At 57.6% G+C, this 26,939-nt stretch carries 26 protein-coding genes; 15 read left to right on the forward strand and 11 right to left on the reverse strand.

The window, feature by feature from the left end; translation table 11 throughout:
• Window positions 1-118 precede the first annotated feature (118 nt).
• On the forward strand, window positions 119-1,006 hold the full coding sequence (locus tag FP026_RS28115) for an amino acid ABC transporter substrate-binding protein (RefSeq protein ID WP_149637850.1): 888 nt from the start codon (window positions 119-121) through the stop codon (window positions 1,004-1,006).
• Between the two features lie 182 nt (window positions 1,007-1,188).
• The gene (locus FP026_RS28120; protein WP_149637851.1) at window positions 1,189-3,750 is read left to right on the forward strand and encodes a GcvT family protein; all 2,562 of its coding nucleotides are present in this window, start codon (window positions 1,189-1,191) and stop codon (window positions 3,748-3,750) included.
• Between the two features lie 65 nt (window positions 3,751-3,815).
• Here the strand turns inward: FP026_RS28120 and FP026_RS28125 are convergent, their stop codons facing one another.
• Window positions 3,816-4,679 carry an alpha/beta fold hydrolase gene (locus tag FP026_RS28125; protein WP_188112706.1) on the reverse strand — a complete coding sequence of 288 codons (864 nt, stop codon included), beginning with the start codon at window positions 4,677-4,679 and terminating at the stop codon, window positions 3,816-3,818.
• A gap of 228 nt (window positions 4,680-4,907) precedes the next feature.
• Between FP026_RS28125 and FP026_RS28130 the strand changes: the two genes are divergently transcribed.
• The 10 genes from FP026_RS28130 to FP026_RS28175 all read left to right on the forward strand — a co-directional run bounded on the left by FP026_RS28130 (window position 4,908) and on the right by FP026_RS28175 (window position 16,758).
• Window positions 4,908-5,684 carry a class I SAM-dependent methyltransferase gene (locus FP026_RS28130; protein WP_149637852.1) on the forward strand — a complete coding sequence of 259 codons (777 nt, stop codon included), beginning with the start codon at window positions 4,908-4,910 and terminating at the stop codon, window positions 5,682-5,684.
• Window positions 5,685-6,350: 666 nt separating this feature from the next.
• The gene (locus FP026_RS28135) at window positions 6,351-7,571 is read left to right on the forward strand and encodes an acyl-CoA dehydrogenase family protein (RefSeq protein WP_149637853.1); all 1,221 of its coding nucleotides are present in this window, start codon (window positions 6,351-6,353) and stop codon (window positions 7,569-7,571) included.
• A gap of 31 nt (window positions 7,572-7,602) precedes the next feature.
• The gene (locus tag FP026_RS28140; protein ID WP_149637854.1) at window positions 7,603-8,400 is read left to right on the forward strand and encodes an enoyl-CoA hydratase-related protein; all 798 of its coding nucleotides are present in this window, start codon (window positions 7,603-7,605) and stop codon (window positions 8,398-8,400) included.
• A gap of 46 nt (window positions 8,401-8,446) precedes the next feature.
• Complete coding sequence (locus FP026_RS28145; protein WP_149637855.1) at window positions 8,447-9,688, forward strand: CaiB/BaiF CoA transferase family protein; 1,242 nt, start codon at window positions 8,447-8,449, stop codon at window positions 9,686-9,688.
• 94 nt (window positions 9,689-9,782) lie between these two features.
• Window positions 9,783-10,703, forward strand: coding sequence for a 3-hydroxyacyl-CoA dehydrogenase (locus FP026_RS28150; RefSeq protein WP_149637856.1), 921 nt, complete (start codon window positions 9,783-9,785; stop codon window positions 10,701-10,703).
• 14 nt (window positions 10,704-10,717) lie between these two features.
• The gene (locus tag FP026_RS28155; RefSeq protein ID WP_149637857.1) at window positions 10,718-11,677 is read left to right on the forward strand and encodes a 3-hydroxyacyl-CoA dehydrogenase NAD-binding domain-containing protein; all 960 of its coding nucleotides are present in this window, start codon (window positions 10,718-10,720) and stop codon (window positions 11,675-11,677) included.
• 184 nt (window positions 11,678-11,861) lie between these two features.
• A complete protein-coding gene (locus FP026_RS28160) occupies window positions 11,862-12,842 on the forward strand; it encodes an HlyD family secretion protein (protein ID WP_149637858.1) in 981 nt (326 codons plus the stop codon).
• A 1-nt stretch (window position 12,843) separates the two neighbouring features.
• Complete coding sequence (locus FP026_RS28165) at window positions 12,844-14,061, forward strand: ABC transporter permease (protein WP_149637859.1); 1,218 nt, start codon at window positions 12,844-12,846, stop codon at window positions 14,059-14,061.
• Window positions 14,058-15,209, forward strand: coding sequence for an ABC transporter permease (locus FP026_RS28170; RefSeq protein WP_149637860.1), 1,152 nt, complete (start codon window positions 14,058-14,060; stop codon window positions 15,207-15,209). Before FP026_RS28165 ends, FP026_RS28170 begins: the two co-directional genes overlap by 4 nt.
• A 67-nt stretch (window positions 15,210-15,276) precedes the next feature.
• Window positions 15,277-16,758, forward strand: coding sequence for a mechanosensitive ion channel family protein (locus FP026_RS28175; protein ID WP_149637861.1), 1,482 nt, complete (start codon window positions 15,277-15,279; stop codon window positions 16,756-16,758).
• 35 nt (window positions 16,759-16,793) lie between these two features.
• Here the strand turns inward: FP026_RS28175 and FP026_RS28180 are convergent, their stop codons facing one another.
• The 7 genes from FP026_RS28180 to FP026_RS28210 form a co-directional block, all read right to left on the reverse strand.
• A complete protein-coding gene (locus FP026_RS28180; protein WP_149637862.1) occupies window positions 16,794-17,597 on the reverse strand; it encodes a c-type cytochrome in 804 nt (267 codons plus the stop codon).
• A complete protein-coding gene (locus FP026_RS28185) occupies window positions 17,594-19,219 on the reverse strand; it encodes a b(o/a)3-type cytochrome-c oxidase subunit 1 (protein WP_149637863.1) in 1,626 nt (541 codons plus the stop codon). The genes FP026_RS28180 and FP026_RS28185 overlap by 4 nt, the downstream gene beginning before the upstream one ends.
• The gene (locus FP026_RS28190) at window positions 19,209-19,772 is read right to left on the reverse strand and encodes a cytochrome C oxidase subunit II (RefSeq protein WP_149637864.1); all 564 of its coding nucleotides are present in this window, start codon (window positions 19,770-19,772) and stop codon (window positions 19,209-19,211) included. Before FP026_RS28190 ends, FP026_RS28185 begins: the two co-directional genes overlap by 11 nt.
• Window positions 19,769-19,951, reverse strand: coding sequence for a hypothetical protein (locus tag FP026_RS28195; RefSeq protein ID WP_149637865.1), 183 nt, complete (start codon window positions 19,949-19,951; stop codon window positions 19,769-19,771). The genes FP026_RS28190 and FP026_RS28195 overlap by 4 nt, the downstream gene beginning before the upstream one ends.
• Window positions 19,952-19,958: 7 nt before the next feature.
• The gene (locus tag FP026_RS28200) at window positions 19,959-21,224 is read right to left on the reverse strand and encodes a c-type cytochrome (RefSeq protein WP_149637866.1); all 1,266 of its coding nucleotides are present in this window, start codon (window positions 21,222-21,224) and stop codon (window positions 19,959-19,961) included.
• A 4-nt stretch (window positions 21,225-21,228) separates the two neighbouring features.
• Window positions 21,229-21,849: a c-type cytochrome gene (locus tag FP026_RS28205; protein WP_149637873.1), complete on the reverse strand. Its 621-nt coding sequence runs from the start codon at window positions 21,847-21,849 to the stop codon at window positions 21,229-21,231.
• A 246-nt stretch (window positions 21,850-22,095) separates the two neighbouring features.
• A complete protein-coding gene (locus FP026_RS28210; protein ID WP_149637867.1) occupies window positions 22,096-22,356 on the reverse strand; it encodes a hexameric tyrosine-coordinated heme protein in 261 nt (86 codons plus the stop codon).
• Window positions 22,357-22,546: 190 nt separating this feature from the next.
• On the opposite strand from FP026_RS28210, the gene FP026_RS28215 reads away from it, so the two are divergent.
• Window positions 22,547-23,590: an AraC family transcriptional regulator gene (locus FP026_RS28215; protein ID WP_348642341.1), complete on the forward strand. Its 1,044-nt coding sequence runs from the start codon at window positions 22,547-22,549 to the stop codon at window positions 23,588-23,590.
• Window positions 23,587-24,357, forward strand: a complete 771-nt coding sequence (locus tag FP026_RS28220; RefSeq protein ID WP_149637868.1) for an AraC family transcriptional regulator — start codon at window positions 23,587-23,589, stop codon at window positions 24,355-24,357. Before FP026_RS28215 ends, FP026_RS28220 begins: the two co-directional genes overlap by 4 nt.
• Window positions 24,358-24,484: 127 nt before the next feature.
• Here the strand turns inward: FP026_RS28220 and FP026_RS28225 are convergent, their stop codons facing one another.
• Both FP026_RS28225 and FP026_RS28230 read right to left on the reverse strand, forming a co-directional pair.
• Window positions 24,485-25,396 (reverse strand): AraC family transcriptional regulator, encoded by a 912-nt coding sequence (locus FP026_RS28225; protein ID WP_149637869.1) that lies wholly within the window; start codon window positions 25,394-25,396, stop codon window positions 24,485-24,487.
• Between the two features lie 192 nt (window positions 25,397-25,588).
• A complete protein-coding gene (locus tag FP026_RS28230; RefSeq protein WP_246665478.1) occupies window positions 25,589-25,930 on the reverse strand; it encodes a hypothetical protein in 342 nt (113 codons plus the stop codon).
• 139 nt (window positions 25,931-26,069) lie between these two features.
• Here FP026_RS28230 and FP026_RS28235 point away from each other — a divergent pair, with 139 nt between their 5' ends.
• Window positions 26,070-26,456, forward strand: a complete 387-nt coding sequence (locus tag FP026_RS28235; RefSeq protein ID WP_149637870.1) for an NUDIX domain-containing protein — start codon at window positions 26,070-26,072, stop codon at window positions 26,454-26,456.
• A gap of 93 nt (window positions 26,457-26,549) precedes the next feature.
• On the opposite strand, the gene FP026_RS30405 is transcribed toward FP026_RS28235, so the two are convergent.
• Window positions 26,550-26,702, reverse strand: a complete 153-nt coding sequence (locus FP026_RS30405; protein WP_188112707.1) for a hypothetical protein — start codon at window positions 26,700-26,702, stop codon at window positions 26,550-26,552.
• Window positions 26,703-26,939: the final 237 nt, after the last annotated feature.

Here is a 26,939-nt window from a genome sequence, read left to right on the forward strand (position 1 = left end):
TCCGCCACCCCTGCTCGACCTGACATATCGAGGACAATCCGCCGTTGACAAAAACCTGTCAGACCATAATCTGCGCCTAAGCCTTTGCGATTGCCCATTTTCTTTGGAGATCAGGATCATGCCGGCGAATTGCATGAGACGACTGGTTCTGGCAGGCATTATCCTCGGCATATCCATTTGCACGGCCGCTGCCGCACAGACGCTCGACCTCATCGCCCAAAAAGGCACGATCCGTATCGGCTATATCAACGACGAAGAACCATTCTCCTTCAAGAAGAAGGATGGCAACCCGACAGGCTATGCCATCGACCTCTGCGGCAAGATTGCCGATGCTGTCGGACGCAAGGTCGCCAATCTGAAGCGCGACTATGTGGAAATCGCGCTCGCCGATGGCTTCGACGCGGTGAAGAGCGGCCAGATCGACCTTCTCTGCGGCGCCCTCACCATCAATCTCGGCAGGCGGCAAAACGTCGATTTCTCGCAACCCATCTTCCTGACCGGCGCGAGTGCCTTGCTGCGCAAGGATTCGCCCGATTATCTGATGGTGCTCTTCCTCGACAAAATGCCGGCGCGGACCGTCAAGCAGGCGCCCGCGAGGAGCACGATCGGCGTCCGCGCCGACACGACCACGGGAGCGACGCTGCGCGAGGCGTTGGGTTCCGACGTGCCCAAGACGCGGATTGCGAATTTCGCGACTCACCAGGACGGTCTGAATGCGCTGGAAGATCACAAGATCGACGCCTATTTCGCCGATCGCGCCCTACTCTTCGATCTGGCATCGCATGCCCGCAACCCTTCCGCGCTTGCCATCGGCAACCGCCTGTTCACGCACGAGCCCTATGGCATCGCGCTCCGGCAAGACGATTCCGCCTTCCGTCTCCTCGTCGATCAGGCGCTGACCGAGACCTATCAGTCGGGCGATTTCGCGAAGCTGCTGGCGACCTATTTCGGCGAAGAAGGCCCGATCCTGCGTCGCGAGATCATGATGCAATCCATCCCGCAATAAACGCAACCGGCGCGATGCCATCGCCTTTGCGACATGACCACCTGCGACTACCGGCGCGATGTCTCGATGGGAAACGGCCTTGCAGTCGTCGTGCAAGCATCTTGAATATGTCGTAGACAGGCTCTGGTCGGCGTCGCACACATCATAAAATCCGTCTCCAGTATCAATCAGGGTCGCACGAAATGGCAGTATTTCCTCAAAAGGCGAAGGTCGTAATCATCGGGCTTGGCGGCATCGTCGGCGCATCGATCGCCCACCATCTGATCGAGCGCGGCTGGGACGATATTGTCGGCATCGACAAGTCCGGTATCCCGACCGATATCGGCTCGACTGCCCATGCCTCCGACTTCTGCTACACGACCAGCCATGATTTCCTCTCCTGCTGGACGACCCTCTATTCCATCGATTTCTACGATAAGCTCGGCCACTATGCCCGCGTCGGCGGCCTGGAAGTCGCCCGCGTCGGTGATGACGACCGCATGGCGGAAATCAAGCGCAAGGTCACCTCGGGCAAGGCCTTCGGCACCCGCGTGAGCCTGGTCGACCCCGCCGAGATCAAGGAGAAATTCCCGCTGATCGAGGAAAGCATGGTTCAGGGCGGCATGTGGGACCCGGATGCCGGCCTCGTCATTCCCCGTTCGCAGACGGTTGCCGGCAAGCTGATCGACCAGGGCGAAAAGAGCGGCAAGCTCCTTTCCTTCGCCAATACGCCGGCCCAGTCCCTCATTGTCAAGGACGGTCGCATCACCGGCGTCGTCACCCATCGCGGCACGATCGAAGCCGAATATGTCATCATCTGCGCCGGCCTCTGGGGCCGCCTGATCGCCGAGATGGTCGGCGAAGACCTGCCGGTCATGCCGGTCGACCACCCGCTGACCTTCTTCGGCCCCTACAATGAGTTTGCCAACACAGGCAAGGAAATCGGCTTCCCGCTGATGCGCGACCAGGGCAACTCAGCCTATATGCGCGACACAGGCGACCCGAAGACCGCCGAAGGCGGCCAGATCGAATGGGGTTATTACGAAGAAAAGAACCCGCGCCTCTGCCATCCCCGCGATCTCCTCGAAAAGCATGAGGCCCGGCTTTCGCCTTCGCAGCGCGATCTCGACATGGAACAGATCATCGAGCCGCTCGAACGCGCCATGGAACTGACGCCGATCCTCGGCGAGCTCGGCTACAATGAAGGCCATTCCTTCAACGGCCTGCTGCAGGTCACGACCGATGGCGGCCCCTCGGTCGGCGAAAGCCAGAAGGTTCGCGGTCTTTGGTACTGCGTCGCCATCTGGGTGAAGGATGGCCCCGGCTTCGGCAAGCTGGTCGCCGACTGGATGACCGATGGCCGCACGCCAATCGACCACAACAAGATCGACTATTCCCGTTTCTACCCGCATATGCTGGAAGAAAAATTCATCGAGGGCCGCTGCACCGAGGCGGCCCAGAAGATCTATAACCCCGCCGTCCACCCGCGCGAACCCTATGCCACCGGCCGCAACATCCGCCGCTCGCCCTTCTATGAGCGAGAAAAAGAACTCGGCGGCTATTTCATGGAGCTCGGCGGCTGGGAGCGTGCTCATGGCTATGCCGCCAACGAGCACCTGCTCGAGAAATACGGCGACCGCATCCCCGTGCGTGAGAACGAATGGGACAACCGCCATTTCTGGCGCGTCTCCAATGCCGAGCACCTGGCACTGAGCGAAGATTGCGGCATCATCAACCTCTCGCATTTCGCCATGTACGACATCGAAGGCCCCGATCATGTCGAACTGCTGGAATGGCTCTGCGCGGCCAAGATCGGCGGCGACGCCAATATCGGCAAGGGCATCTACACCCACTTCCTCGACGACGAGGGCATGGTGCGGGCCGACTTCACCGTGATCCGCATGGCCGACCGCTGCCGCCTCATCGACGGCGCCGACGCCGGCCCGCGCGATTTCCACTACATGCGCCGCGTTGCCGAGGACAAGGGCTTCGATGTCACCATCACCGATGTCACCGAACGCTATGTCACGATCGGCATCTGGGGACCGAATGCCCGCACCAATCTGCAGAAGGTGGTCGAAAGCCCGGAAAACCTCACGCACGAAAACTTCCCCTTCGCGGCGATCAAGCAGATCCGCATCGCTGGCAAGAACGTCACGGCATTCCGCATCTCCTATGTCGGCGAACAGGGCTGGGAACTCCACATGGCCTATGGCGACGCGCTGGTCGTCTGGGATGCGCTGCGTTCGACGGGCGCTATCGCCGTCGGCGTCGAGACCTATGCCAACAGCCGCCGCATGGAAAAGAGCCTGCGCCTGCAGAATGCCGACCTGCTGACGGAATATAATCTGCTGGAAGCCGATCTCGCCCGCCCGAAGGTCAAGGACGCCGATTTCCGCGGCAAGGCCAAGCATCTCGAATATCGTGCACGCGAACACCAGCCGGCCATGCTCTGCACGCTCGTGATAACTGACAATGTGGATTCCAACGGCGTTGCCCGCTACCCGGTCGGCATCCTGCCGGTCATGGATCCCGAAACCGGCGAAACCCTCGTCGACGAGCTCGGCCGCCGCTCCTTCACCACTTCGATCGCCTACGGCCCGACCATCGGCAAGAACATCGCTCTCGCCTACCTTCCCTGGTCCTTTGCCCAGGAGGGCCGGAAGCTGACGGTCGAATATTTTGGCGAAACCTACCCGGTCGAAGTCGCCGGCGTCGGCTACAAGCCGCTCTACGATGCGGCGAACCTGAAGCCGAGAAGCTGATTTCTAACGAACCGGAAAGCGAGGTCATGCCTTGCTTTCCGATTGTCTGTCGGGCCGGTCATCTGTCAGGCTGTATGATCGATGATGGCCTGCGCGATCTCGTCAATGTCGCGCTCGTGGATTTCGTGCCCTCCACCTTCGACCCGGTGCAGCCGCGCATCTTGCACGACCTTGATGAAGGCCTCACCGTGCTCTATGGGAAACAGCGGATCGGCTGTGCCGTGGAGCGCGAGGACCGGCAGCTTGATATCAGAGGCGTGAAGCCTGGCAGGCCCTTCCTCACTCACCAGCGTGAAATGGTTCGTAGCACTGGCAAATGAAGGCGCCCGCGCCATGTCGCGGGCGATCAATGTACTTGCAGCGTCAGGATCATGCGGATGCCGGGTGCCGGCAAGCATGGCCGTCTCGCGACGCAGGAAATCGGCGATTGCCTCGAGGCTCGACCAGTCGATTGCTTCGGCCGATCTGGAATACTCCCGATAGGCCGTTGTCGAGGAGGGCAAGCCCTCGACGCCGAGCGGTGATGTGCTGATTAGCGTAAGCGTCCGAACACGCCGGGGATGGCGCAACGCGACGTCTTGCGCAACGACGCCGCCCATCGACATGCCCGCCACATGCGCCGTTTCCAATCCGTGGCCGTCGAGAATGGCGATGGCATCGTCGGCAAGGTCGCTGAACGAATAACGCGGCTTGCCTTGCGGATAGTGTGTCGAGAGGCCGGTGTCGCGCTGGTCGTATCGGATCACATAGCGCTGGCGGGCGGCAAGCGCCTCACAGAACCTGTCCGGCCACCACAGCATCGAAGCCATCATCCCCATGATCAATATGATGGGCGAGCTGGAGGGATCACCGAAAGCCTGGGTCTGCAGTCTCGCTCCCTTGGCCTCGACCGACGTTTCGGTGACGACGAATGATCCCGTCCGTTCCATGACAAATCCATCCGATTGCAAATTGCAATTGGAATCCATATTGCATAACTGATCCTATTATGCAATCAGTTTATCAGGAAGGCGCACACGGGAACCGACTTCCGTTAGAGCAAATCCAGAAAAAGCACCTAGCGGCTTTCCAACCGAATTGTGCAAGAACAATGCGTTAGCTGTTCGGAGGTATCGCGAGAACTGATCGCGATTAAGACGAGATGAGGGAGGCTTGTTGTGTTGCAATGTGCCGATTTTTACGACGCTGAACTCTCACGGCATAACCAGCATTTGCAGGCCGCCGCCAGCGTCAGGAGGCGCGACCGGGTGCTCGATATCGGCTGCGGCGCTGGACAAACCACCCGGGAAGCAGCCCTTGCCGCAATAGAAGGCGGCGCGGTCGGCGTGGATACTTCCGCCGAGATGCTTGAGATTGCGCGGCGACGTTGCGCTGAAGCGGGATTACGCAATGTCGGCTTCGAACTGGGCGACGCACAAAGCCACAATTTTCCAGCTGCCGGTTTCGATCTATGTATCAGCCGGTTCGGCGTTATGTTCTTTGCCGATCCGTCGGCGGCATTTGCCAATATCGCCCATGCAATACGCCCGGGCGGGCGCCTCGCCTGGATGGTATGGCAGAGCCAGGAGCGCAACACATGGTCTGGCGCCATCAGGGATGCCCTGGCTCCGGGAAGCGCAATTCCGGAAAATGCCGGCAAGCCGTTTTCGCTTGGCGATCCCACTATAGCCAAAGAGCTGTTAAGCGCCGCCGGTTTCACCTCGATCGACTTCATCGAAGTGGAGGAGCCGGTGTTTTACGGGGCGAATGTCGACGCCGCCCTTGATGCTCTTGGTGGCCTCTATATGGTCAAGGACGCGCTTACGCACACCGATGAGACGCCCGATCAACCACTGCAGCGGCTGCGTGATTTGCTGGAAGCGCATATGACCCCCGAAGGCGTGCTCTTCGACTCCCGCGCATGGATCATCACCGCTGATCGGGCCAGTGCCTGAGAAGGCTTGGTCCGACGGTGTTGGGGCATCGCAATAGCTCAGAGCCTGGCCTTATGTGTTTGGGCTGGCGCGTGCGGCTGCTTTCGAATTTCTTTTCTCGGTTCGGAAACGCCAAAAGGCCCTTTGGGGGGCTTTTTTGGTTGGGGGGAGGTGTGTTGGTTTTGGGGCAGGATTTGAACCGTTCGCTGCGCTCAGCCTTCAGGTTATGGTCCTGAGGCACGACGAGCTACCGATCGCCAGCGAAGATGAAGTCTTCGCGCCGGCGATAGCTGATCTTGGTGATTGGGAAAGATTGGTTGCGGGGGCCTGATCGCACCGAGACTTGCAACAATCCTCTAATTTCCCGCCACGCTGTAAAATAGCGCAATCGCCTTCGAGGGCAGACACCAACAATTGCTCATTTCAAAGCGGCGAAACGCAAACATAAGCCAGACAAGCCGCTTTCGGACCCAGATAGCGGGCGGGATGTGGGAGAGCATCTCCCAAGCTTGAAGAACTGCGCATGCCTGCGCGCTTTTGACCCGTTTAAACAAACACCGGCTGATCCGTTACATACGGGAAAGGCCGCGGAAAGCTACTTGCGGATAAGAGGAGGCCTTAGGTGGGGTGATCGCGCGGTGCGTCTCCTTCGCGAAGGAACCTGCTCGGACATCATGGGGGAGAATAATGTCAACCCAGCCGTCACCGACTGCCAGCACCGAAGGCAAGCAGCTACCACTACCCAACAGCGACTTCTACGATCTTGCCGAAACCCTGGACCCCAGCGAGCTTGCGCTCGTAAGGCAGGTACGCACCTTCATGGAGAGCAAGGTCGCGCCGGTCATCAATAAATACTGGGCCGAAGACGCGTTTCCGTTTGAACTGATCCCCGCGTTGAAAGAGCTCAACATCGGTGGCCTTGGTCTCAACGGCTATGGCTGCAAAGGCGGCAGTGCGAAACTGTTCGGGTTCGTCGCAATGGAAATGGCGCGCGTCGACGCTTCGTTTTGCACCTTCTTCGGCGTTCACGACGGCCTTGCAATGGGTTCGATCTACCTCGACGGCTCGGAGGAGCAGAAGCAGAAATGGCTGCCGCCGATGGCGCGATTTGAAAAGATCGGCTGCTTTGGGTTGACCGAACCTTTGGTCGGCTCCGGTGCCGGCGGTGGCTTGACGACCACAGCGAAGCGAGAGGGCGACGTCTGGATCCTCAACGGCCAGAAGAAGTGGATCGGAAACTCCCCTTGGTGCGACCTTTCGATCATCTGGGCACGTGATGTGAGCGACAATCAAGTCAAGGGCTTCATCATCGAGAACAAGACCACAGACGGTTTCAGTGTCGAGAAGATCGAAAACAAGATCGCGCTCCGAGTCGTCCAAAATGGCCTGATCACCATGAAGGACTGCCGCGTATCAGAAGAAAACCGCCTCCAAGCATCCAATTCGTTCCGCGACACAGCGAAAGTGCTGCGGATGACACGCTACATGGTCGGCTGGTCAGCAACCGGCTGTCAAATGGGTGCTTATGAGCATGCTCTGGCCTACGCCCAATCGAGGATGCAGTTCGGTAAGCCGATCGGCTCCTTTCAGATGGTACAAGACCTCCTCGCCAAGATGCTCGGCAATGTCACCGCCTGCCAATGCCTGATGCTTCGCCTGGCTGCAATGGGCGATGAAGGCAAGCTCCTCGATCATCACGCCTCGCTCGCAAAGTCCTTCTGCACCGTGAAAATGCGGGAAACCGTCGGCTGGGCACGCGAACTATTCGGCGCGAATGGAATCGTTGTCGATTACAATGTCGCCCGTTTCTTTGCCGACGCCGAAGCACTCTACTCCTACGAAGGCACACGAGAGATGCAAAATCTCATCGTCGGCAAGGCGATAACCGGCTTCAGCGCCTTTGTTTAGCCCCTCCCGTTCGAAGCTCGGAGCCAATCGAATGCCAGTCGCTTCCCGTTCCTTTGACAATATACTTTACGAAAAAAGGGCGTCGATTGCCTACATCACCCTCAATCGCCCCGATGTCCTGAATGCCCTGAATTCGAAAACCTGGGAGGAACTCGCCCTCGCCTTCAAGGATGCCAAGGACGATCTCGCCGTACGTGGCATCATTCTGACCGGCGCCGGCGATCGGGCGTTCATTGCCGGTGCGGACATTGGGGAGCTTGCGGAGGTCGGCGCCGTCGAGGCTGAGCGATCGAGCCGCTTTGGGCAAGAGGTTCTGGACTTTATCGAAAACATCGGCAAACCGGTTATCGCTGCCGTCAACGGCTTTGCCCTAGGCGGCGGGTGTGAGACAGCGATGGCTTGCACGATGAGGATAGCGTCTGAAAATGCGAAATTCGGGCAACCGGAAGTCAAACTCGGCCTTCTTCCGGGCGGCGGCGGCACTCAACGCCTGCCACGGTTGGTTGGCAAGGGTCGCGCGCTGCAGCTCATTCTTTCGGGAGAGACAATAGATGCGCAGGAAGCCTATCGGATTGGTCTGATCAACGATATCGCGCCGGCAGCCGACCTGCTTACCCGCGCGGAACGGCTTCTAACGGAGATCGCCGCGAATGCTCCGATCGCCGTCAAATTTGCAATCGCTGCGATAAACAGCGGACTGGAGACGAGCCAGCGCCAGGGATTGCTGTTGGAAGCATCCTATTTCGGAATCTGTGCCGGAACCGAAGACAAGAAGGAAGGTACCTCGGCCTTTCTGGAAAAGCGTACGCCCAATTTCGGCGGACGGTGAAACAAAGTGCCGAGCGCGTCAGCATAATTAGTATGGGAGGTGACGAATGGCCGACGGTAGCGTCTTTTCAGGGTTGAAAGTGGTGGACCTTGCGAGCTTCATCGCTGGCCCCGCGGCAACAACCGTGCTTTCTGACTTTGGTGCCGATGTCATCAAGGTCGAACCACCGGGCATTGGCGATCCCTATCGGTATTTTTATCGGACACCGCCCAATCCGTCCCTTGCCGAGAACTATTCGTGGCAACTTACCAATCGCAACAAACGCAGTCTCGTTGTTGATCTCAAGAACCCGCAATCGGCGGAGATTCTGGTCTCCCTAGTCAAATGGGCCGATGTCTTTGTAACGAATTTTCCTCCGCGTGTGAGAAAGAGTCTCAAGATAAACTTTGAAGATCTCGCACCGCTAAACTCGAGATTAATTTATGCCGATCTTACAGGGTACGGTGAACAAGGTCCGGAAGCTGACAAGCCTGGTTTCGACATAACGGCCTATTGGGCTCGATCAGGGCTCATGGAATACACCCGAAACCTTGGCAGTCCGCCAGCCATACCAGTACCGGGCATCGGCGACCATGCCACCGCTATCTCGCTCTACGCTGGTATCGTCACGGGCCTCTATCGCCGCGAACGCACCGGCAAGGGATGCAATGTAATGACTTCATTGATTGCCGAAGGGGCCTGGGCAACAGCAGCTTGGCTCCAGGCCGCGCTATTTGGCGCGGAATTCGCACTTAACGATCGTGCCCGACCGCAAAATCCGCTTGCCGGCGGCACCTATCAGACATCCGATCAGCGCTGGCTGCTGCTTGCATTCGTTGAAACGGAAAAGAACTGGCCCGTTTTTGCAAATGCGATCAATCGCGCCGACCTGCTGTCGGACGCCCGTTTTGCCGGCGTCGAAAATCGCGCTGCAAATGCTGACGCCCTCGTCGCGGAACTCGATGGCACCCTGGGCGCGCAGCCGCTGGCACATTGGAAGGAAGTGCTCGATAAGGTAAGATTACCTTATGGCGTTGCTCAGATTCCTGAGGAGATCATTAGCGATCCACAACTCATCGCCAATGAGATCATTGTTCCGATCGCCGATGGAAGCCCCTCGCCCCGGTACACCGTCAACAGTCCTGTCACGATCAGAGAAGTGTCAAAGGTCGCGCCAAAGACCGCGCCCGCCCTCGGCGAACATACTGAACAGATTCTGCTGGAGCTTGGCTTCACGGTCGAGCAAGTCGACAGCATGCTCGCAGCCGAAGTTGTTTCGAACGCACCACGTGGCAAGACGGCACCATAAACGGGACGGATAAAACGACTGGATTGCGAATGGGACAGAGCTAGGACGCCGAATAACGCGGCGGCACCTCCCGTTCCATTAGGAGGAGGATTCGATGACAGAACAAGACCGCGTGACGTCAGCCATAACGGATGAGAAAGGAATGCGATGCCTCTTGTTCTTCCTGGACCTTAGCGGCGGCCGGATTCTTTCGCTTAATCCCGATGGCACCGACCGTAAGGTCATCATAGCGGGATGCCGAAGTCCAGATGGCATCGTCGTCGACAGTCGGGCGGGTCACATCTACTGGACCAACATGGGTGTCCCCAACCTTCAGGACGGCTCGATCGAACGTGCCGACATCCATGGACAGAACCGCCGCACGATCATTCCAGAAGGCACCACCTTCACTCCGAAGCAGATTCACTTGGATAAGGACGGCGGCAAGCTTTATTGGTCAGACCGGGAGGGGATGCGCGTCATGCGATCAAATCTCGACGGCTCTCAGATCGAAACCCTGGTGATCGCTGGTCAAGGCGATGTCGACCGCCGTGACGCAACAAAATGGTGTGTCGGCATCACGATCGATCCCGAGGCGAGACAAATCTACTGGACGCAGAAAGGCCCCGACAATGCCGAGCAAGGGCGCATCTTCCGCGCGGGAATGGAAATTCCGACAGGCGAGGACGCGGCAACGCGCAGCGATATCGAACTATTTCTGGATGGCCTGCCTGAGCCAATCGACCTTGAGTTAGATCTTGCCACTCGCACCCTCTACTGGACGGATCGGGGCGATCCTCCGCGCGGCAATACAGTCAATCGCATCCGCATCGATGGCGAGCGCAACACACCCGAAATCATCTTTACCCATTTAATGGAGGGGATTGGCATCGCCCTCGACTGTCGCAACGATCGCATGTTCATGACAGACCTCGCCGGATCGGTCTATGCGGCGCGGCTTGATGGATCGGAACCGCGAGCGCTGCTCCAGGTTCAGGGCAATCTGACCGGCATTGCATATGTTGACTTTGCATAGGAGGAGAAGTGACCATGTCTACCGACAAATCTATTCGCCGCATTGCTATCGTCGGCACCGGTGTCATTGGAGCGAGCTGGGCGGCGCTGTATTTGGCGCGGGGATTCGACGTGGTGGCGACCGATCCTGCGCCTGACGCCGAGAGCAATTTGCGGAAATACGTTGATGAGGCATGGGAGCTGCTGACCAAAGTCGGTCTTTCGCCGGGCGCAACGCCAGATCGTCTAAGCTTTACCAGCGATATGCGCTCGGCATTGTCGGCGGCCGATTTTGTTCAGGAGAACGGTCCTGAGCGCCCGGATTTCAAGATCGGCCTATTCGCAGACATGGATGACATTGCCCCGGCTCACGCAATCCTCGCCTCTAGCTCGTCAAGCCTGACCATGAGCGTCATTCAATCGCGCTGCAAGCATCCCGAACGTTGCGTCATCGGACATCCATTCAATCCTCCCCATATCATTCCGCTGGTCGAAGTTGTCGGGGGCGCCAAAACGTCGCCTGCTGTCATCGAGCAGGCGATGAAATTCTACACATCCATCGGCAAGCGGCCCATCTTGCTTCGAAAGGAAATTCCCGGACATGTTGCAAATCGCCTCCAGGTCGCCTTGTACAAGGAAGTCATGTATCTGATCGAACAGGGTGTCTTGAGTGTCGCGGACGCCGATGACGCGGTCTGCTGGGGGCCAGGGCTCAGATGGGGAATTATGGGCCCCAATCTTCAGTTCCACCTAGGCGGTGGCACGGGCGGCATCAAGCACTTCATGGAGCATATTATTGCCGGCCTATCTCCCCTGTTCGACGCACTTGGCAATCCGAATATCACAGCCGACCTCAAACAACAGATCATCGACGGCGTGTTGAGAGAAGCCGGACCGCGGTCGGTGGAGCAACTGGCCAAAGAAGAAAACGAGATGTTGTTGGCTCTTCTTCGTTTGCGCGAGCAGCGTGCTGAAGCAAAGCCAGCCCCAAAATAACGAAACAGAATCCGCCGGTGAGGTGCCTGTACTGCAGCAACGTCGAACGGTGGCATAGGCTAGGCGGACGTGTCGCGATTTCGTCTTGGTGCATTTGTGATTTTCGTCTGCTACGCTCTAAGAGGTGACCGGCAGCTAGTCATCAGCGGATTGCATTTGGTCGTGTTTTGGGAGAACGAATTGAATGTGGCGATTGGCTCGTGTCCTGATTGGCTTAGCGGTTCTGATTGGTCTTGGCGCGCTTCTTTGGATTGCAACAAGGCCACCACCGCTCATCGTTCAAGGCGAAGTTTCGGCCAACCGCGTCGACATAAGCCCGCGCGTTTCGGGCAGAATTGCGAAATTGAATGCCGACGTCGGCGATAATGTCAAAACCGGTACAGTGATTGCCGAGCTGGAAAGTCCTCAGCTCGTCGCCGGGTTGCATATGACCGAGGCGGCTCTTGCCGTTGCCGAGGCGGATCTGGTTCGAGTGAACAGCACCCGGCCGGAGACGATCGCCGCACGCAAGGCAGAATTGGCAGCCGCCGCCGCCGACGTCACGCTTTATCAGGAAGATTCCGACCGCCAAGCGAAACTGATCGCGACCGGAGCGTCGACGCAATCACGCGTCGATGAAACGACACGAAACCTCGAGGCGGCGATCCGCAAGCGCGAATCGGCCGAGGCCAATCTCGCGCTGGCAATCGCCGGAGCCAGCAAGGAGGAGAAGGCGCTCGCCGCAACACAAGTCGAACGAGCAAAGTCTACCCTCAATCAGCAGCAGGTCGACATCGCCGAATTGACCATCCGCGCTCCGATCTCCGGTCAGGTCACGACACGTGTGGCGGAGCTTGGCGAAAATTTCTCGGCCGGAGCCCCATTGTTTTCCCTTATCGATATGCAGAATCCATGGTTCACCTTCAACCTGCGTGAAGATCTTCTGAAAGGCCTGAAAGTCGGCGACAGCTTCGATATCACCGTCCCAGCACTGCGAAACGCCAAGATCACGGTGAAGGTCACGACGATCAATGCACAGGGGCAATACGCCACTTGGCGGGCCACGCGGGCGACTGGAGACTTCGATCTCCGTACTTTTGAGGTGCGGGCGAACCCCACAAGTCCGATTGAAGGCCTGCGTCCCGGAATGAGCGCCATCGCGTCATGGCCGCCGGCGGAGCGCTGACATGATGGCGAAGGGGCGGCTACGCCCCGGTTTCCTTATGGTATTCAGGAGGGAATTCGACCGTTTTTCACGCCGGCGGCTCCTTCTGTTTCTCACAACCGTTCTACCACTTCTGCTGATGGCGTCGCTCGCGGCCGTTTTCAGTGCGGGTCTTGCGACGCGGCTGCCGATCGCAATACTCGATCTCGACGGCACCGATCTGTCGAGAACGATCATCCGCACAGTTGATGCGACACCGGACACTGCCGTCGTACGCCATGTCGGCGATCTTGCCGAAGGCAGGCAATTGATCTTATCGGGCGAGGTCCGCGGTCTTTTGATGCTGCCGCGAAACCTCGAGCGCGACGTCTATGGCGGCCGGCGCCCTGAGGTCGTTTTCTTCTATAACACTCAAACAATGACATCCGGCAATCTGGTACTGCGCGGCGTCAATGCCGCGGTGCCTGCTGTTGCGGCCGGTATTCGCCTGTCATTGCGAACGGCTGAGGGGCAACCACTGGAAGTGGCCGAGGCCGCGCTGGCACCTATTCCAGTCCAGATCAACCCCCTGTTCAACCCGACGCTCAACTATGCGCATTTTCTCCTCGCCGCTCTGCTTCCAAGTGTCCTGCAAGTCATTGTCGTCACGACAATGGCCTATGCTGTAGGACTTGATGTGGAGACCCCTCATCGTCTTCGCGTCTTAAGACGCCTGGGCGGTGGATTGTGGCCGGCAATAGCTGGAAAGGTACTGCCCTATACCCTCCTCTTTCTAGTGGTGCTTGGCATTGCTGATTGGGTTCTTTTTGGCGTCTTGGACATGCCGTTACGCGGCAACCGCTATCTGCTTATTCTTTCGGGTGTTCTGTTCATCCTTGCCGACCAGTTCATTGGCGTGTTGCTTGCGCTGCTGCTTCGGCCGATGGCAACTGCCATCAGCATCGGAACGTTGCTAATGGCGCCAGCCTTCGGCTTCATGGGCATAGGCTTCCCGAGGATCGGCATGAATGCGTTCGCATATTACTGGGGGCAGATGATTCCCGGCACGTGGTACCTTATGGCGCGGATCGATCAAACCATCCGCGGCACGCCGCTCTACCTCTCCTGGCGGCCGATCTCCGTGCTTCTTTTCATGGTCCTTCTACTTGCAGGCCTAACGGCAGTGCGGCTGGAAATTATTCGGGCACGCGTCCGGCGTGAACCGCTCCAGCAAGCGATAGTCGGAGGAGCCGCGCAATGAAGGCAATCTTGACAATTTGTCGTATCGAACTGGGGCGCATCCTCTCTTTGAAGCCAGCTTTCGCAGTACTGGTGATTGCATCGATTATTTATGCCGCTTTCTACCCGCAGCCCTATCGCACCGAAGCCCTACGGAACGTGCCAATCGCTGTCGTCGACCTCGACGGCACCGACAGCAGTCGCGAGTTGGCCCGACGTGTGGACGCGTCGGCAGATGTTGCCGTTAGCGCAGTCTTTCCAGACGAAGTGAGTGCAAGGCAAGAAGTCTACAGCCGCAATCTCTATGGTCTCCTTATCATCCCGCAATATTTCGAGCGTGATTTGCTGCACCATCGCCAATCGCCGGTCGCGCTCTATGCTGACGCGAGCTATTTTCTTGTCTATCAACGCATATCCGGCGGCGTCACGGCGGTTGCGAAGGCCATGGGAGCGGAAGTCGAGACAGCGAGGCTAATTGCGGCCAAGGTGGATCCCGTGCTTGCCGCAGCAGCCGCCGACCCCATGCCTTTGACGGCCGTGCCGCTGTTCAATCCTCAGGGTGGCTATGCAACGTATATCCTTCCCGCCGCCTTCGTTTTGATCCTGCAGCAGACGCTGTTGATTGGCGTCGGTCTGCTCGGCACTTACAGAAATGACGAAATCCACGGCGAGCTGGCAGCATCGGCCGGACCGGCCGCAGTCGTTGCCGGGAAGCTGCTGGCCTACCTTATCCTCGAAGCCTTCATCGTGGCGTTTTATTTGATCGCGCTTCCCTACCTCTACAATATCCCACGCTTGGGAACGCCGCTTTCGATATTCACCTTCGCCCTACCTTTCGTGCTTGCCGTAGGCGCCTTGGGGCTTATTCTAGCCGACCTTTTTCGCGATCCCTTAACGGTTCAGTTGGTGTCCGCTGCACTCGGCATCCCTTTTCTCTTTTTGGCTGGTTTTTCCTGGCCGACGGAGGCAATACCGCCTTTCCTGCACGCCTTGGCAACGCTGTTGCCAAGCACCTCCGCAATAAATGGCCTCGTCGCCGTCTCCCAGCTTGGCGCGCCTATCACTGATGTTCGCCTACCATTCCTGACACTATGGACACTGGCGACGATTTATATCGCGATCGCCATCCTGCTCGAAAGCAGGCGCAGAAATACTGAGGTCACCTCATGACCGGCGCACCAGCCGCAACACGACGGCTTCCGACGCGACGGTTGGGCCGAGATGAGACGACAATGTCATGAATGCTGCCCTCTGGACCGATCCGATCGTTCAGCTTTTCGTTCTCGCCGTCCTAGGCTTGCTGCTCGGCCGCCTGGTGCTTCGTCGACACCCCGTCTGGAGACTGATCGCCCACCTTGTGTTCCTGGTGGTATTAACTGCGCTGCTGCTTTACCACGGCATCGAGCCATATGCGCCGGATACCGAAACTGGAGATGTATCGCGACGAATCTTCATCGGCCTCGCCAAAGCCGTTTGGTGGATAGGTGGAGCGATGGTGCTGATCAGCTCGGTTCGCCTGTTTTTGATTTTCGAGCGTAAGCCAAGGGAAGCACGTCTCCTCCAGGACCTGGTCGTCGGCCTCATCTATTTGGGAACTGGCCTTTCTGTCATTGCCTATGTCTTCAGCGCCCCCGTAGGCACACTGATTGCTACGTCAGGCGTGTTCGCGATCATCGTGGGTCTTGCACTTCAGAGCACGCTGAGCGACGTCTTTTCTGGCATTGCACTGAATCTTGGGCGTCCATACTCCGTCGGCGACTGGATCGTGCTCGACGACGGCGTCGAGGGGCGTGTCATAGAAACAAACTGGCGGGCCACCCATTTGCTCAGTGGCACGAACGACCTCGTGGCGATCCCCAACAGCCGGCTTGCGAAGGCGAACCTCACCAATCTCAGCACTCCGGACGAAAGCCATGGCATCTCCATCAACGTGAGGGTCGCCTCGGCGGCGCCCGCCGTTATTGAGGATGTCATGCGGACCGTGCTATTCAGCTCCAACAACATTCTCAAATCTCCTTCGCCATCGGTGATCATCAAGGGCATTGACGGTCAGGCGGTCGAGGCAGAGTTGAGTTGCTGGGTCAGCAGCATATCGCACGTCGTAGTTGCGACCAACGAAATCTATGATCTCATATTCCGACATTGCAAGGCCGCCGGATTGCCTCTCGCGGCACCAGCCACAAGTGGTATCGCTCAGGAACAGGATGTCGCATATGTGCAGCATCCTGGCACCGCGTGGCGTTTGCTGAATGCAATGCCTCTCTTTTCGCCTCTGACAGAAGACGAAAAGGAAGCGCTGGCAGAAAGCATGACGCGACAGACCTATCGCAAGGATACGATAATCGCAGAGCAGGGTTCCAGACTGACCTCCCTTATGCTCATACGCAGCGGCGTCGTGGCAATCATCCGCGGATGGGACAATCGAGAGATCGAGTTAACGCGCCTTTCGCCCGGCGACTGCTTCGGTGAGGAAGGCGTATTGACTGGAGCGGAGCTACCCGGAAGCGTAAAGGCGCTGACATTTGTGGTCGCCTATGAGATCACGCAGGATCGCCTTGCCGCTCTCATGCATGACCGCCCTGCACTCGCGGATGAACTGGGTCTGATCTTATCGCGGCGACTTGAGGCGGAGCGCCTTCAAACGAGGGAACCATTGTCATGCGATAAAGAAGCAACATCATTTGCAGCCCGGATTCGACATATTTTCCAATTGCATTAGACCTGCCAGCGCCGCTGCAGAGCCGCCTCTATAGGTCACTTTCCCTCCGATGGCTGGGTGGCGAAATAGGCTGCAGCTTCATCGATTTCCTCGGCGGACATTTGGCGGGCGATGTTTCGCATCTGTTGATTTATGTCATTCCTACGCCCATCGCCGGCAAAGGCCACGAGCTGCGATTTAATGTAAGCGGCCGACTGTCCTTCGAGCCAAGGACTGCCAGCCTTGTTTTCCAAGCCCCCATGGCAAGCCCCACAAGGCGCGATCCCCCGCAGGGGAGCTCCGTACACGACAATATCGGGTGCCTCAGTCGGTTGCCTGGGATGATAAGCTGGTAAACGCGGCAAATAGGCATAGTAAGCAGCAAGATCGAGCATGTCCTGTTCGCTGAGGCGTTGGGCAAATGGCGTCATGACTGCATTCACGCGTGCGCCCGACTTGAAGTCCTTCAATTGCTTGTAGATCACGCTAGGGTATTGTCCGGCTAGATTCGGAGAGTCCGCTCTGCTGATCCCGGTGGGGCCGTGACATATCGCACATTGCTGTGCGAGCGTAGCGCCACGACCGACGGAATCAAGCGGCGCATCTTTCAGAGCACCAACATCCATCACCACAGTCGAAATTGGATAGTTCGGCGAAATTGGATCTGCCTGCGACGACTGGCGAGCGATGCCTGCGGCGCTGCAAATTGCATCCCAGATACCACTGAGCTGCCGATCAGGTTGAGCATAGGGAAGGAAGACGAACCCGACTGCCGCCGCCACAGCGAAAATGGCGCTCGTGGTCCCAACAGCAACAACAAACCAACGATTGCTTGCGACGAACAGCCGCTCTTTGGTCAATTTTGCGCCCTCACGTAAAAGGCTGGAACCGAGGTACCCTCGCGAAGGGCGAGCTGGGCGATCGGAAATCCGTAGTTGGTAATCGTAAGGCCGATCATCAGCGCGATCCAGAGCGCGTGGCCATTGAGCGCGGCCGGCACGTGAACGGGTGGATGCACGGCCGTGCTGAAATGGTATTCGCCCGGATCAACGCTTCTCGCCATTTGGCTGCGGGCAAGAACAACAAAGAATAGAACAGCAGATGCAACGAGCAGGAGGGCGCCGAAAACCGAAAGGACGACCGGAATGGCCTGCGGCGCGATGGCGGCGTTGGAATAGTCGAAATACGCCATGCGCCGCGGCATCCCGAGAATGCCGACATAGTGCCAGGGGAAAGTCGTGACGATCATGCCAACGAACCACAGCCAAAGCTGCCAGCGCATAAGGCGGAAACTTACAAGCTCACGGCCTGTGAGATGGGGCCATACATCATAGGCGATGGCAAAATACATAATGACGATCGCGCCACCGAAAATCAGGTGGAAGTGACCGGTAATCCATTGGGTGTTGTGGATCGATTCATCGAGCTGATAGCTCATGTTGATCAGTCCGCCGGCCCCGCCGAAGCCGAGCATGATGAATGAAAAGGCTGTGGCGAGCATAATCGGATTGCCCCATGGCAATGCCACCAGCCATCCGAATAGTCCGCGACCGCCGCGAAGACGAGCGGCGATTTCGACCGAGGAACATATCGTAAAAACGGTCAGAAGCGTCGGCAGCGCAACAAGAGCGGTAAAGGCAGAGTGAATGAACTTGAAGCCGGAGCCGACTTGAGGATCGGAAAATGTATGATGGATGCCGATCGGCATGGCGACGACGAGAAACAGGACAAAGGCGATCCGTCCCATCGTGTCGCTGTAGAGCTTTCCTCCGATCGCCCGCGGCACGATCGTATAGTAGGCGATATATGTAGGCATCAGCCAAAAATAGACAATTGCATGCAACGTCCAGGAGAAGAAGACGCGAGCGAGTCCAGCATCGATCGTCGATCTCAGACCAAGCGATACTGGAATGATCTGAAACAGCAGCTCGAGCGCGGCGCCGACGGCGGTCCAGCCCCAAAGGTAGGAGCCGGCAACATTCGCGTACATGGCAAGTGGCACAACCCCGCTCGGGTGTGCTTTTTTCCAAACGTAGAGATTGACCGACATCAGCGCGACCCACACCCAGGATCCTACGACGACGAGCACCACGCCGATGTAGTAGAATGGACTGCCGATCAACGGCGGATAGAAGGTGTATAGGACCGAGGCGCGTCCCATCGATACTGGAATCATCGCGACCACTGAACCGATGGCGATCATCCAGATCCCGGCCCACGCCCAGCGCCTTCCCACAAGTGGCTGCTTTAGAGCAGTCTCGCTAATGAAATAGCCGAATCCCATGGCAACGAGAGTCGGAAAAACATAGCCCATGACCGTACCGTGGGCCGTAAGAGACCGATAATATAACTCGGGGTCGCTGATCCACTTGGCCAAGGGGCTGCGAACATACATCTGCCAGGCACCGAGCAGCAGGGCGAGCCCAAATACTGCAAAGGCGAGCCAGAAATGAGCTAGGATCAGACGTTTGCTACTTGGCACAGCTTAGCCTCCGCTCCGTGGCCGCCATCTTCATGAAATCGGCTTTATCGATGACCTTGACTTTCGCCCACATCCCTTCGTGGCCGACGCTACAAAACTCCTGACACGGCATGAGATGTTCGCCCGGCTGACTGAAGCGCGCGGTCTGCACGGATATGTATCCGGGCACGAGCATCGTATTGATGTTGGTCCCCTGAATGATGAAACCATGCACAACGTCGGCACTTGTCGCCCGAAATATGAGAGGCGTCTCTGCCGGCACCAGAATACATGACGGCGTGAAGGAATATTGCTGACCGATGGCACGCACGGTCACCGATCCGTCAGGTTCCACAGAGCTGCCGAGATTGGTCTCCACGAACTCGCCGCCGAGATGAAGAGTGGTCGGGTTCGTTGTCTCGACCCGCGCCTGCGGCATCGTCGCCTGATGAATCCCGGCAAACGCGGCCATGCCGGCCAGAAAAACGACAATCACGGCTGAAACGACTGCCCAGTTTCGCTCGATGATTGCCGCAATCTCTGCACTGGCAGCGTGGTCGCTCCGTTCGCTCATGGTTGCCCTCCCCGTGACGCAAATACCAAGACATAGAAGAGTATCCACATGGCAACGACGAGCGCCGTCGTCAGTCCGGCAAGGGCGAGAGCGCCACGCGGCCGCGCCACGATGATCGCCTCGATGCGCTTTTCTTCGGAAACCTGCGGATCACTAACGGGAGGATCGGAATTGATCATGCGAACCTCATTGGAGTGGAACACGACGCAATTCATTGGCCTGATTTGCGGTAACCGCGGTGCCTCGATTGCCCCAGGACGTCCTGACGTAGCTTACGACGGCAGCGATTTCGTCATCGGACAGGGAGACTGCAAAAGGAGGCATTCCGTAGGGCATTGGATTTCCGGTGGTCCCAGGGGGATACCCGCCGTTCAGCACCATTCGTATGGGGTTGACTGCGGACTCCATCTGGATGGACTGATTGCCAGCAAGTGGAGGATAATGAGGTGGATTTCCCTCGCCCCGCACGCCATGACAGCTTGCACATTGGTTATCATAAACCGCCTTTCCCAGACTGCTGAGAAGACTGCTTTCGGCCCTTGGTATTTTGGAGACTGGCGGACGAGGAGAATCCTGAGCAATGCTCTTAAGATAAACGGCCATCGCCCTCGTATCTTCATCATTGAGGTATTGCAGACTGTTATAAACGACATCCGCCATCGGTCCGTAGACGACACCACGGTTCGAGATGCCCTTTTGCAAGAGGTCGCTGATATCTTCGATCGTCCAGTCGCCCAGGCCGGCTTCCTTGTTTGAGGTCAATGATGGTGCGTACCAGTTCTGCATCGGAATCAGACCGCCTTGGAACGCTTGCGACTCGGAATTCCCACCGAGGGCGTTGATCGGGGTGTGGCACATGCCGCAATGGCCGAGCCCTTCGACGAGATATGCGCCACGGTTCCACTCAGCCGACTTGTTCGGGTCCGGTTTAAATTGGCCCTCCGTGAAGAAGAGGGTGCGCCACCCGAGGATCAATGAGCGATTGTTATAGGGGAAGGCCAGATCATGTGGCCGATTCCTCTGCGGCACAGGTTTGACCGTTTGCAGATAGGCATAGATGGCATCGCTGTCTTCGCGCGTTACCTTGGTATAGGAACCGAACGGCATAGCCGGATAGAGAAGCCCACCTTCCGGGAAGCGCCCGCTGTGCATCGTCTTGTAGAAGTCGTCGGCCGTCCATTTTCCGATCCCCGTTTCAGGGTCAGGTGTAATATTGGATGTGTAGATGGTGCCGAAGGGCGTGGGCATTGGTCGCCCACCGGCAAACAGCGCTCCGTCCGGCGCCGTGTGACAGGCGGTGCAATCTCCCGCACGTGACAGATACTCCCCTTTTTTTACGGTGTCCGCATCCGCTTTTGCGGATTGCTCCTGTGCATGGCCGGAGACTGCAAGACCACCAATCCCAACGACCAGTCCTACAAGAAAGACTATCCCCGTTGTTCTCCCGGTCATCAGTCTATTTCCCCTCGTTCGGCTGGCTGCCGCAAGGGAACGGCAAAGCAAAGGTTCCCTCTGGGGCGGAAGCGGGATCGTCAGGCAATGGACGAGATGAGAGCCAGGCCGCCACAGCCCTGACGTCGTCTTCCGTGAGATGTCCAGCCACAACCTGCATGCAATCCGGACCAATCGCCGTCCGGGTCCCGTAGCGCCAACCACCAAGCTGGGCACTGAGATAGGCTGCCCGAAGTCCCAAAAGTCCCGGAATGGCAGGCTCCATTCCGGTCAACGACGGTCCGTGACAACTGACGCATGCGGGAATGCCGCGATCGAGATCACCTTGGGTAACCAGATCTCGACCGTGATGCAGGACATTTTCGCTGACGTCGGAAGCTGCAGATGGAGGAAAAGGTGGTCGTTGATCGGCGAAATAGTCCGCGATTTGTTTGAGATAAGCATCCGGCAGAAATGCCAGAAGATAATTCATGGGCGGATACCTGCGTCTGCCGTTCTTGAATGCAAGCAGTTGATGATAAAGATAACCTGCTGGTTTTCCCGCCAACCGTGGGAAATATGCGTCGCTTGTTCCCCGACCCTGCATCCCGTGGCATGCAGTGCAGGCTTGCACACGTGCCGCCATCGTATCAGGCGCGCCATTGACTGCCTGAGCGGACGCGACCGATATCGAGCCAAAGAGCGCAAACGACGTAGCGAGTAAGAAACCACCCCAACGAGCCAACTTCTACCCCCTCAAACTCTTCAATTCCTTCGGAGAATAGAGAAGCGAGCCTGCCGGCGCTTTGCCGATTAGGGCGCGTATTGGACATTTGAGCCCAAAAGATGGGCATCAAAATGCTTGGCCAAAGGTTCGGGAATCAGCGCCTGTTCAATCTGTTGTGCCACTCGCGTCATCTGTCATCTCTTGCCAGTAGCGGTTGGCTGCCGCGACTGTCTGGAAATTCATGGCAATCAATTGTGAAAAGGCAATCAGGCTTTCGGCGTCGTCCTCGTAAATAACCTTGATTTTGTTTCGAATTTTCTCGGACGGCTGCAAAATCTCTATACTCGTTCTCGACATCTTGACCGCAAGCTGCCAACCGGCCTCCGGCGTCGTGGTCTTAAGGTTGACAAGCCAAGATTCAGCCATCGCTATCTCCTGGACAATAGGCTCCGAGCACTAAAGCGAACCTGCAGGCCAGTCTCCATAACGAACCGGTCGCAATTTGACGTATTGAGACGAATTCGTCCGGCTGCCCATCGCCTCTTGTGTGAGGCCGCTGCTGCGAGCGGCTGCACACCATCCTGCATATTGTAGACGAGAGCCATTTTTGTCGAAAATGGCCATTTCGAACGCCAGAAAGCCATGGGCACAGACCCAAATGGTTGCTGAGAGACGAGCTCAGCGTATATTTTCAGCTACCGGCAAGCCTTTAGCGATGGGGGGCGATATGGCAGAAGCGGGTGCATACGGGCAGCGGCTGGGGTCTCGTTTCAATCTTGAAGCTGTCCCGACCATTCTTTCTCGCACTATAAAGAAGGCGAACCTCGCCGTGACAGAGATTCGGTCTGACGAGACTGGTTTCTTCATGACAAAAAGCATTCCGCGGGAAGACGCTTTTCTGGTTGCCCTGCAGTTGCGCGATTTCCCTCACCACCAGTACTGGGAAGACGGCCGTGCCTTTCCGGTTGGCGATTTGAAGGCCGGCCACACGATACTCTACGATCTCAAACGCGATCCGGTCGTGCTGATCGATAAGCCTTTTCATTCTTTGCATTTCTATTTGCCGCGGCCGGCGCTTGACGAAATCGCCGACGACGCAGAAGCCCCTCGTATTGGTGACCTGGCATACCAGCCGGGCGCCGGCGTTATGGACGAAGTCATGCGACATCTCACCTTGGCAGTCGCTGCGGCCTTCGCCAGACCGGAAGAAGTTGGACGCACGTTCATCGATCATATTGCCTTGGCGATCGGTACGCACGTTGCGGAAACCTATGGTGGGCTTCGTCTGCGGCCACATCACATTCGCGGTGGACTGTCGCCCTGGCAGGAGAGGCGTGCGACCGAGATGCTTGCCGCGCGGCTCGACGGCAGCGCGGGAATTGCGGAACTCGCGCTGGAATGCGGGCTGTCTCAAAGGCATTTTTGTCGCGCCTTTCGACAGTCCACCGGCCTCTCTCCACACGCGTGGCTACAGCATCGGCGTGTCGACGTCGCAAAGACATTGCTCTGTCGGAGAGATCTTCAACTCGCCGATATAGCGATCGCCTGTGGATTCGCCGACCAAAGCCATTTTACACGAGTCTTTACTCACCTCATTGGCATAAGCCCCGGTGCATGGCGCCGAGTTCAGCCGCCGTCACAGGAACGCGAAACCGAATGACGATCGAAGGAGCATTTGGCCACCGGCTGGGGGACCGGTTTCATCTCAGGCAGGCGCCGACCTTCGTTACCAAGGCGTTGGGCAAATTCGACGTCGCCGCGACCCTGATCAAGTGCGACATCGCCCACAATGGGCTTACCAAGCCGATCCCATGCGAAGAAGCACTGCTTGTTGCGCTGCAATTGAAGACATGCCTGAGACACGACCTGTCCATCGATGGCAAATGGGTAAAGACGGCGCCCCTGGAGGCTGGAACGACATGCATTTACGATCTTCAGAGCAATCCGATTGCAAACAGCATCAGCCCTTTTATGTCACTTCATTTCTACTTACCGCGCAAGGCGCTTGATGCGATTTCCGAGGCTGAGGAATGCAGTTATGTGCAGGCGATTGAACATAACCCTGGCGTCGGTGTGAATGATGCGGTCGTGCGGGAACTCGGCTATGCGCTCATGCCGTCGTTTGGCGACGCTGCGGTCGATAATAGCCTTGTCGACTATCTAACGGTTTCCGTCGCGTCGCACATCGTAGTCCGATATGGCAATATGAGAAAAGATCGGCCCGTCGGCAAGCTCGACGCAGCCAGTGAAGCCCGCGCCAAGGAAATGCTGAACGCCAGTATCGACGGCATTCCGTTGGTCACTCTCGCGCGAGAATTCGGGATGTCCGCGAGAACCTTTTGTCGCGCATTTCGCGCCGCAACCGGCATGCTTCCGCATGATTGGCTGAAGAAGATCAAAGCAGACGCCGCGAGAACCGGGCACTGACAACTCTATATCGCACCCTAGTGGAAAAAGAGCTTCGCGCTCGGTAGGAGCGTTGATGGCGCAGTGGGTTGGAAATGTAGCCATCGCCCCCGCCTCATGGGCCTTTCAAATCGGAAGATCGGTCAAATCAAATTTTCAGATACCGCCTCCAGGCCGCCGGACCAATCCCAACGACTGTCGTGAAGACCCGCGTAAAGTGGCTTTGATCGGCGAAGCCGCAGGCCAGCGTGATCTCTAACAGACTCAACCGACTGTTCTGCAGGAGCTGTTTGGCGAGTTCCACGCGTTTTTGCACCAGCCACCTGTGGGGAGATATACCCACGGACTGTCGGAAGGCCCGCGTAAAATGCCGGACGGACAGCCCGCAGGCATCTGCAAGTGTTGCCAATGAGATCTCGCCCGCAAGATTAGCAGCAAGCAGCTCCTTCGCGCGCTTTTCCTGCCAGCCTGCCAATCCGCCGCCAATGGGCCGATCCAGCAACTTCATTCCTCCATATTGGAAGGCGACATGGTGACCGACCGCGACCAGAACATGTTCCATGAATAACTGACTCGCCTGATTAGGATTGTTGAAGAGCGGCAAGAGTGATTGTGCTAAATGACGCATCACCGCGTCGTCTCTGCTGACGCCAGGCCGATAGCAAAGTTCATCGATAGGAGAAGCCTCGGCACTATCCGCGATGACGTTCAGCGCCGCGCGAGGAAAATAGAAATGAACAGAATGGAAGGCGCTGTTCAGGTGGAAGATGGGAGTGCGCTTAATATCGTAGACGATCGTCTCGCCGGGCCTGATCGGCGAGACAGGCGCCGCACGTCCGTTCTCCCAATATTGGTAATTGGGAAAGTTTTGCAAATGCACTGCAACCAGATAAGCGTCTTCGTAAGCCGGGGGCGTGGACAGTTCGTATTGAGGATTCTCATAGCGAAGTTCTGTCACGGCGATGGTCGACTGAGGCAACGCACGCTTCGTGACGAATGATGTCGCCTGCGCGTTAAGGCGCTTGCCGAATGCCTCGCCATAGCTGTCGCTCTGCGTCATTCGCCCCTCCCCCGACGATGGTGACGACCAATTATCGCGCTGGCAATGTAGCTGGTCAACGTAACGTCCGGGCTTATCCCGCTGCTAGCGATTTCGAGACGGGAACTGCGCGTTCCGAGAGCCCAGGCTTCCGCTGATCCACCACCGGCCTGCGTACAAATGGCGAAACCGAGATCGGTGGAGAATGCGACTTCAGGAGGCTGCTAAAGCCGTCACCGTTGAACCGGCGCGCTTCCTTTGGGATTTCACCGACGGAACGATCTCACCTGTTTCGTCATCGCCATCGTCTTCCACCGTATCGCCGTATCCAAGCTCGTCCATTCGGTGCTTGATCGCGAGAGCGTAGATCGTGTTGAGCACATTCCGATCAACCACGTCGGGGTCTGTCAGTGCAAAAAGCGCGGCGCGCACGATCTTCTTACTTGATGCTTTGGGGCAGCGCTCAAAAACGAACTCGTATAGCGCTTTGTCAGACAGACCTTCGGTCGCCCCATCGACAAGGGCGTGATAGATTCTCTTATGCTTTTCGCTCATGTGATTTCTCCTTCTCCTCTTCGAGAATAGTCATTGAACTGTCATAGACAAGGCTGGAAACCTCACATACGGGGGAACATTTTCCCGCATTGCCTTGTTCTTGAAGGCATATTTTTCCGTAGAACGGTGGGAACGGACGATGAAAGTCGAACTCGCAAGTGGCTCGACATGGCCTGGCCGCTTCGAGTTGGTAAGCCCGGCTCGACGGGTGGCGCAGGCAGGCGCCATCTGTTTGCGAAGGCGGAATGGCCTGGACGAGCCGGAAGTTCTCCTGATCGCCAGTCGTGGCAGCAGGGGCTGGGGCATACCGAAGGGACATATTGAGCACGGTGAGACTTCACGCCAAACGGCTCAAAGAGAGGCTTTCGAGGAAGGGGGCGTCATCGGCAACACGATGGAACAGATTGCGGGACCGTCAGATACCCGAAGCGCGACGATCACCGGGAAACATAGGTCAGAGCTGCTGCATATCGGGCAGCTATTGCTCGCTGCATCCGCGACGAGGATCTTCGCTTGTATCCCATGAACACCGCGACACCGTTCTGCATCCTGACCACCCGTCACCTATCGGCGACGGGGTTACCTCACCCTTGCGGCCACGGCCGCTCGGCCTCTTCGCTCACACATGGTCACGGTCCCCGCCATCACCGAGGATACCGACGACTTCGCCAGCCAGCGCCTGGGCGTCGAACAGCGCCCTGATCAAAGCGTGGAAGGTTGCCTTGAGTTCACCAAGGATTGCCCTCGCCCGCTCCAGAGCCGCCTGCAGCAAAGCGGAATGCTTTGCGCTAGCGAGATGATATGGACTGCCGGAAGCGCCGCGCGCTATCGATCTGGAAAGATTGGTTTTGGGGCAGGCTTTGTAGTTTTCAGTCCGGGTGCGTGGGGCTTGCGTGGTTGGGTGCGGCTGAAGAGGGGGTTAAGTGCTCGAGTGGTTAGCAAATACAAAAAGCCCCTTGGGGGGCTTTTTTTGTTGGGGGGAGGTGTGTTGGTTGCGGGGGCAGGATTT

The sequence above is a fragment of the Martinezella tropici genome (genome assembly GCF_008370325.1).
GTDB classification, from domain to species: domain Bacteria; phylum Pseudomonadota; class Alphaproteobacteria; order Rhizobiales; family Rhizobiaceae; genus Rhizobium; species Rhizobium tropici_B.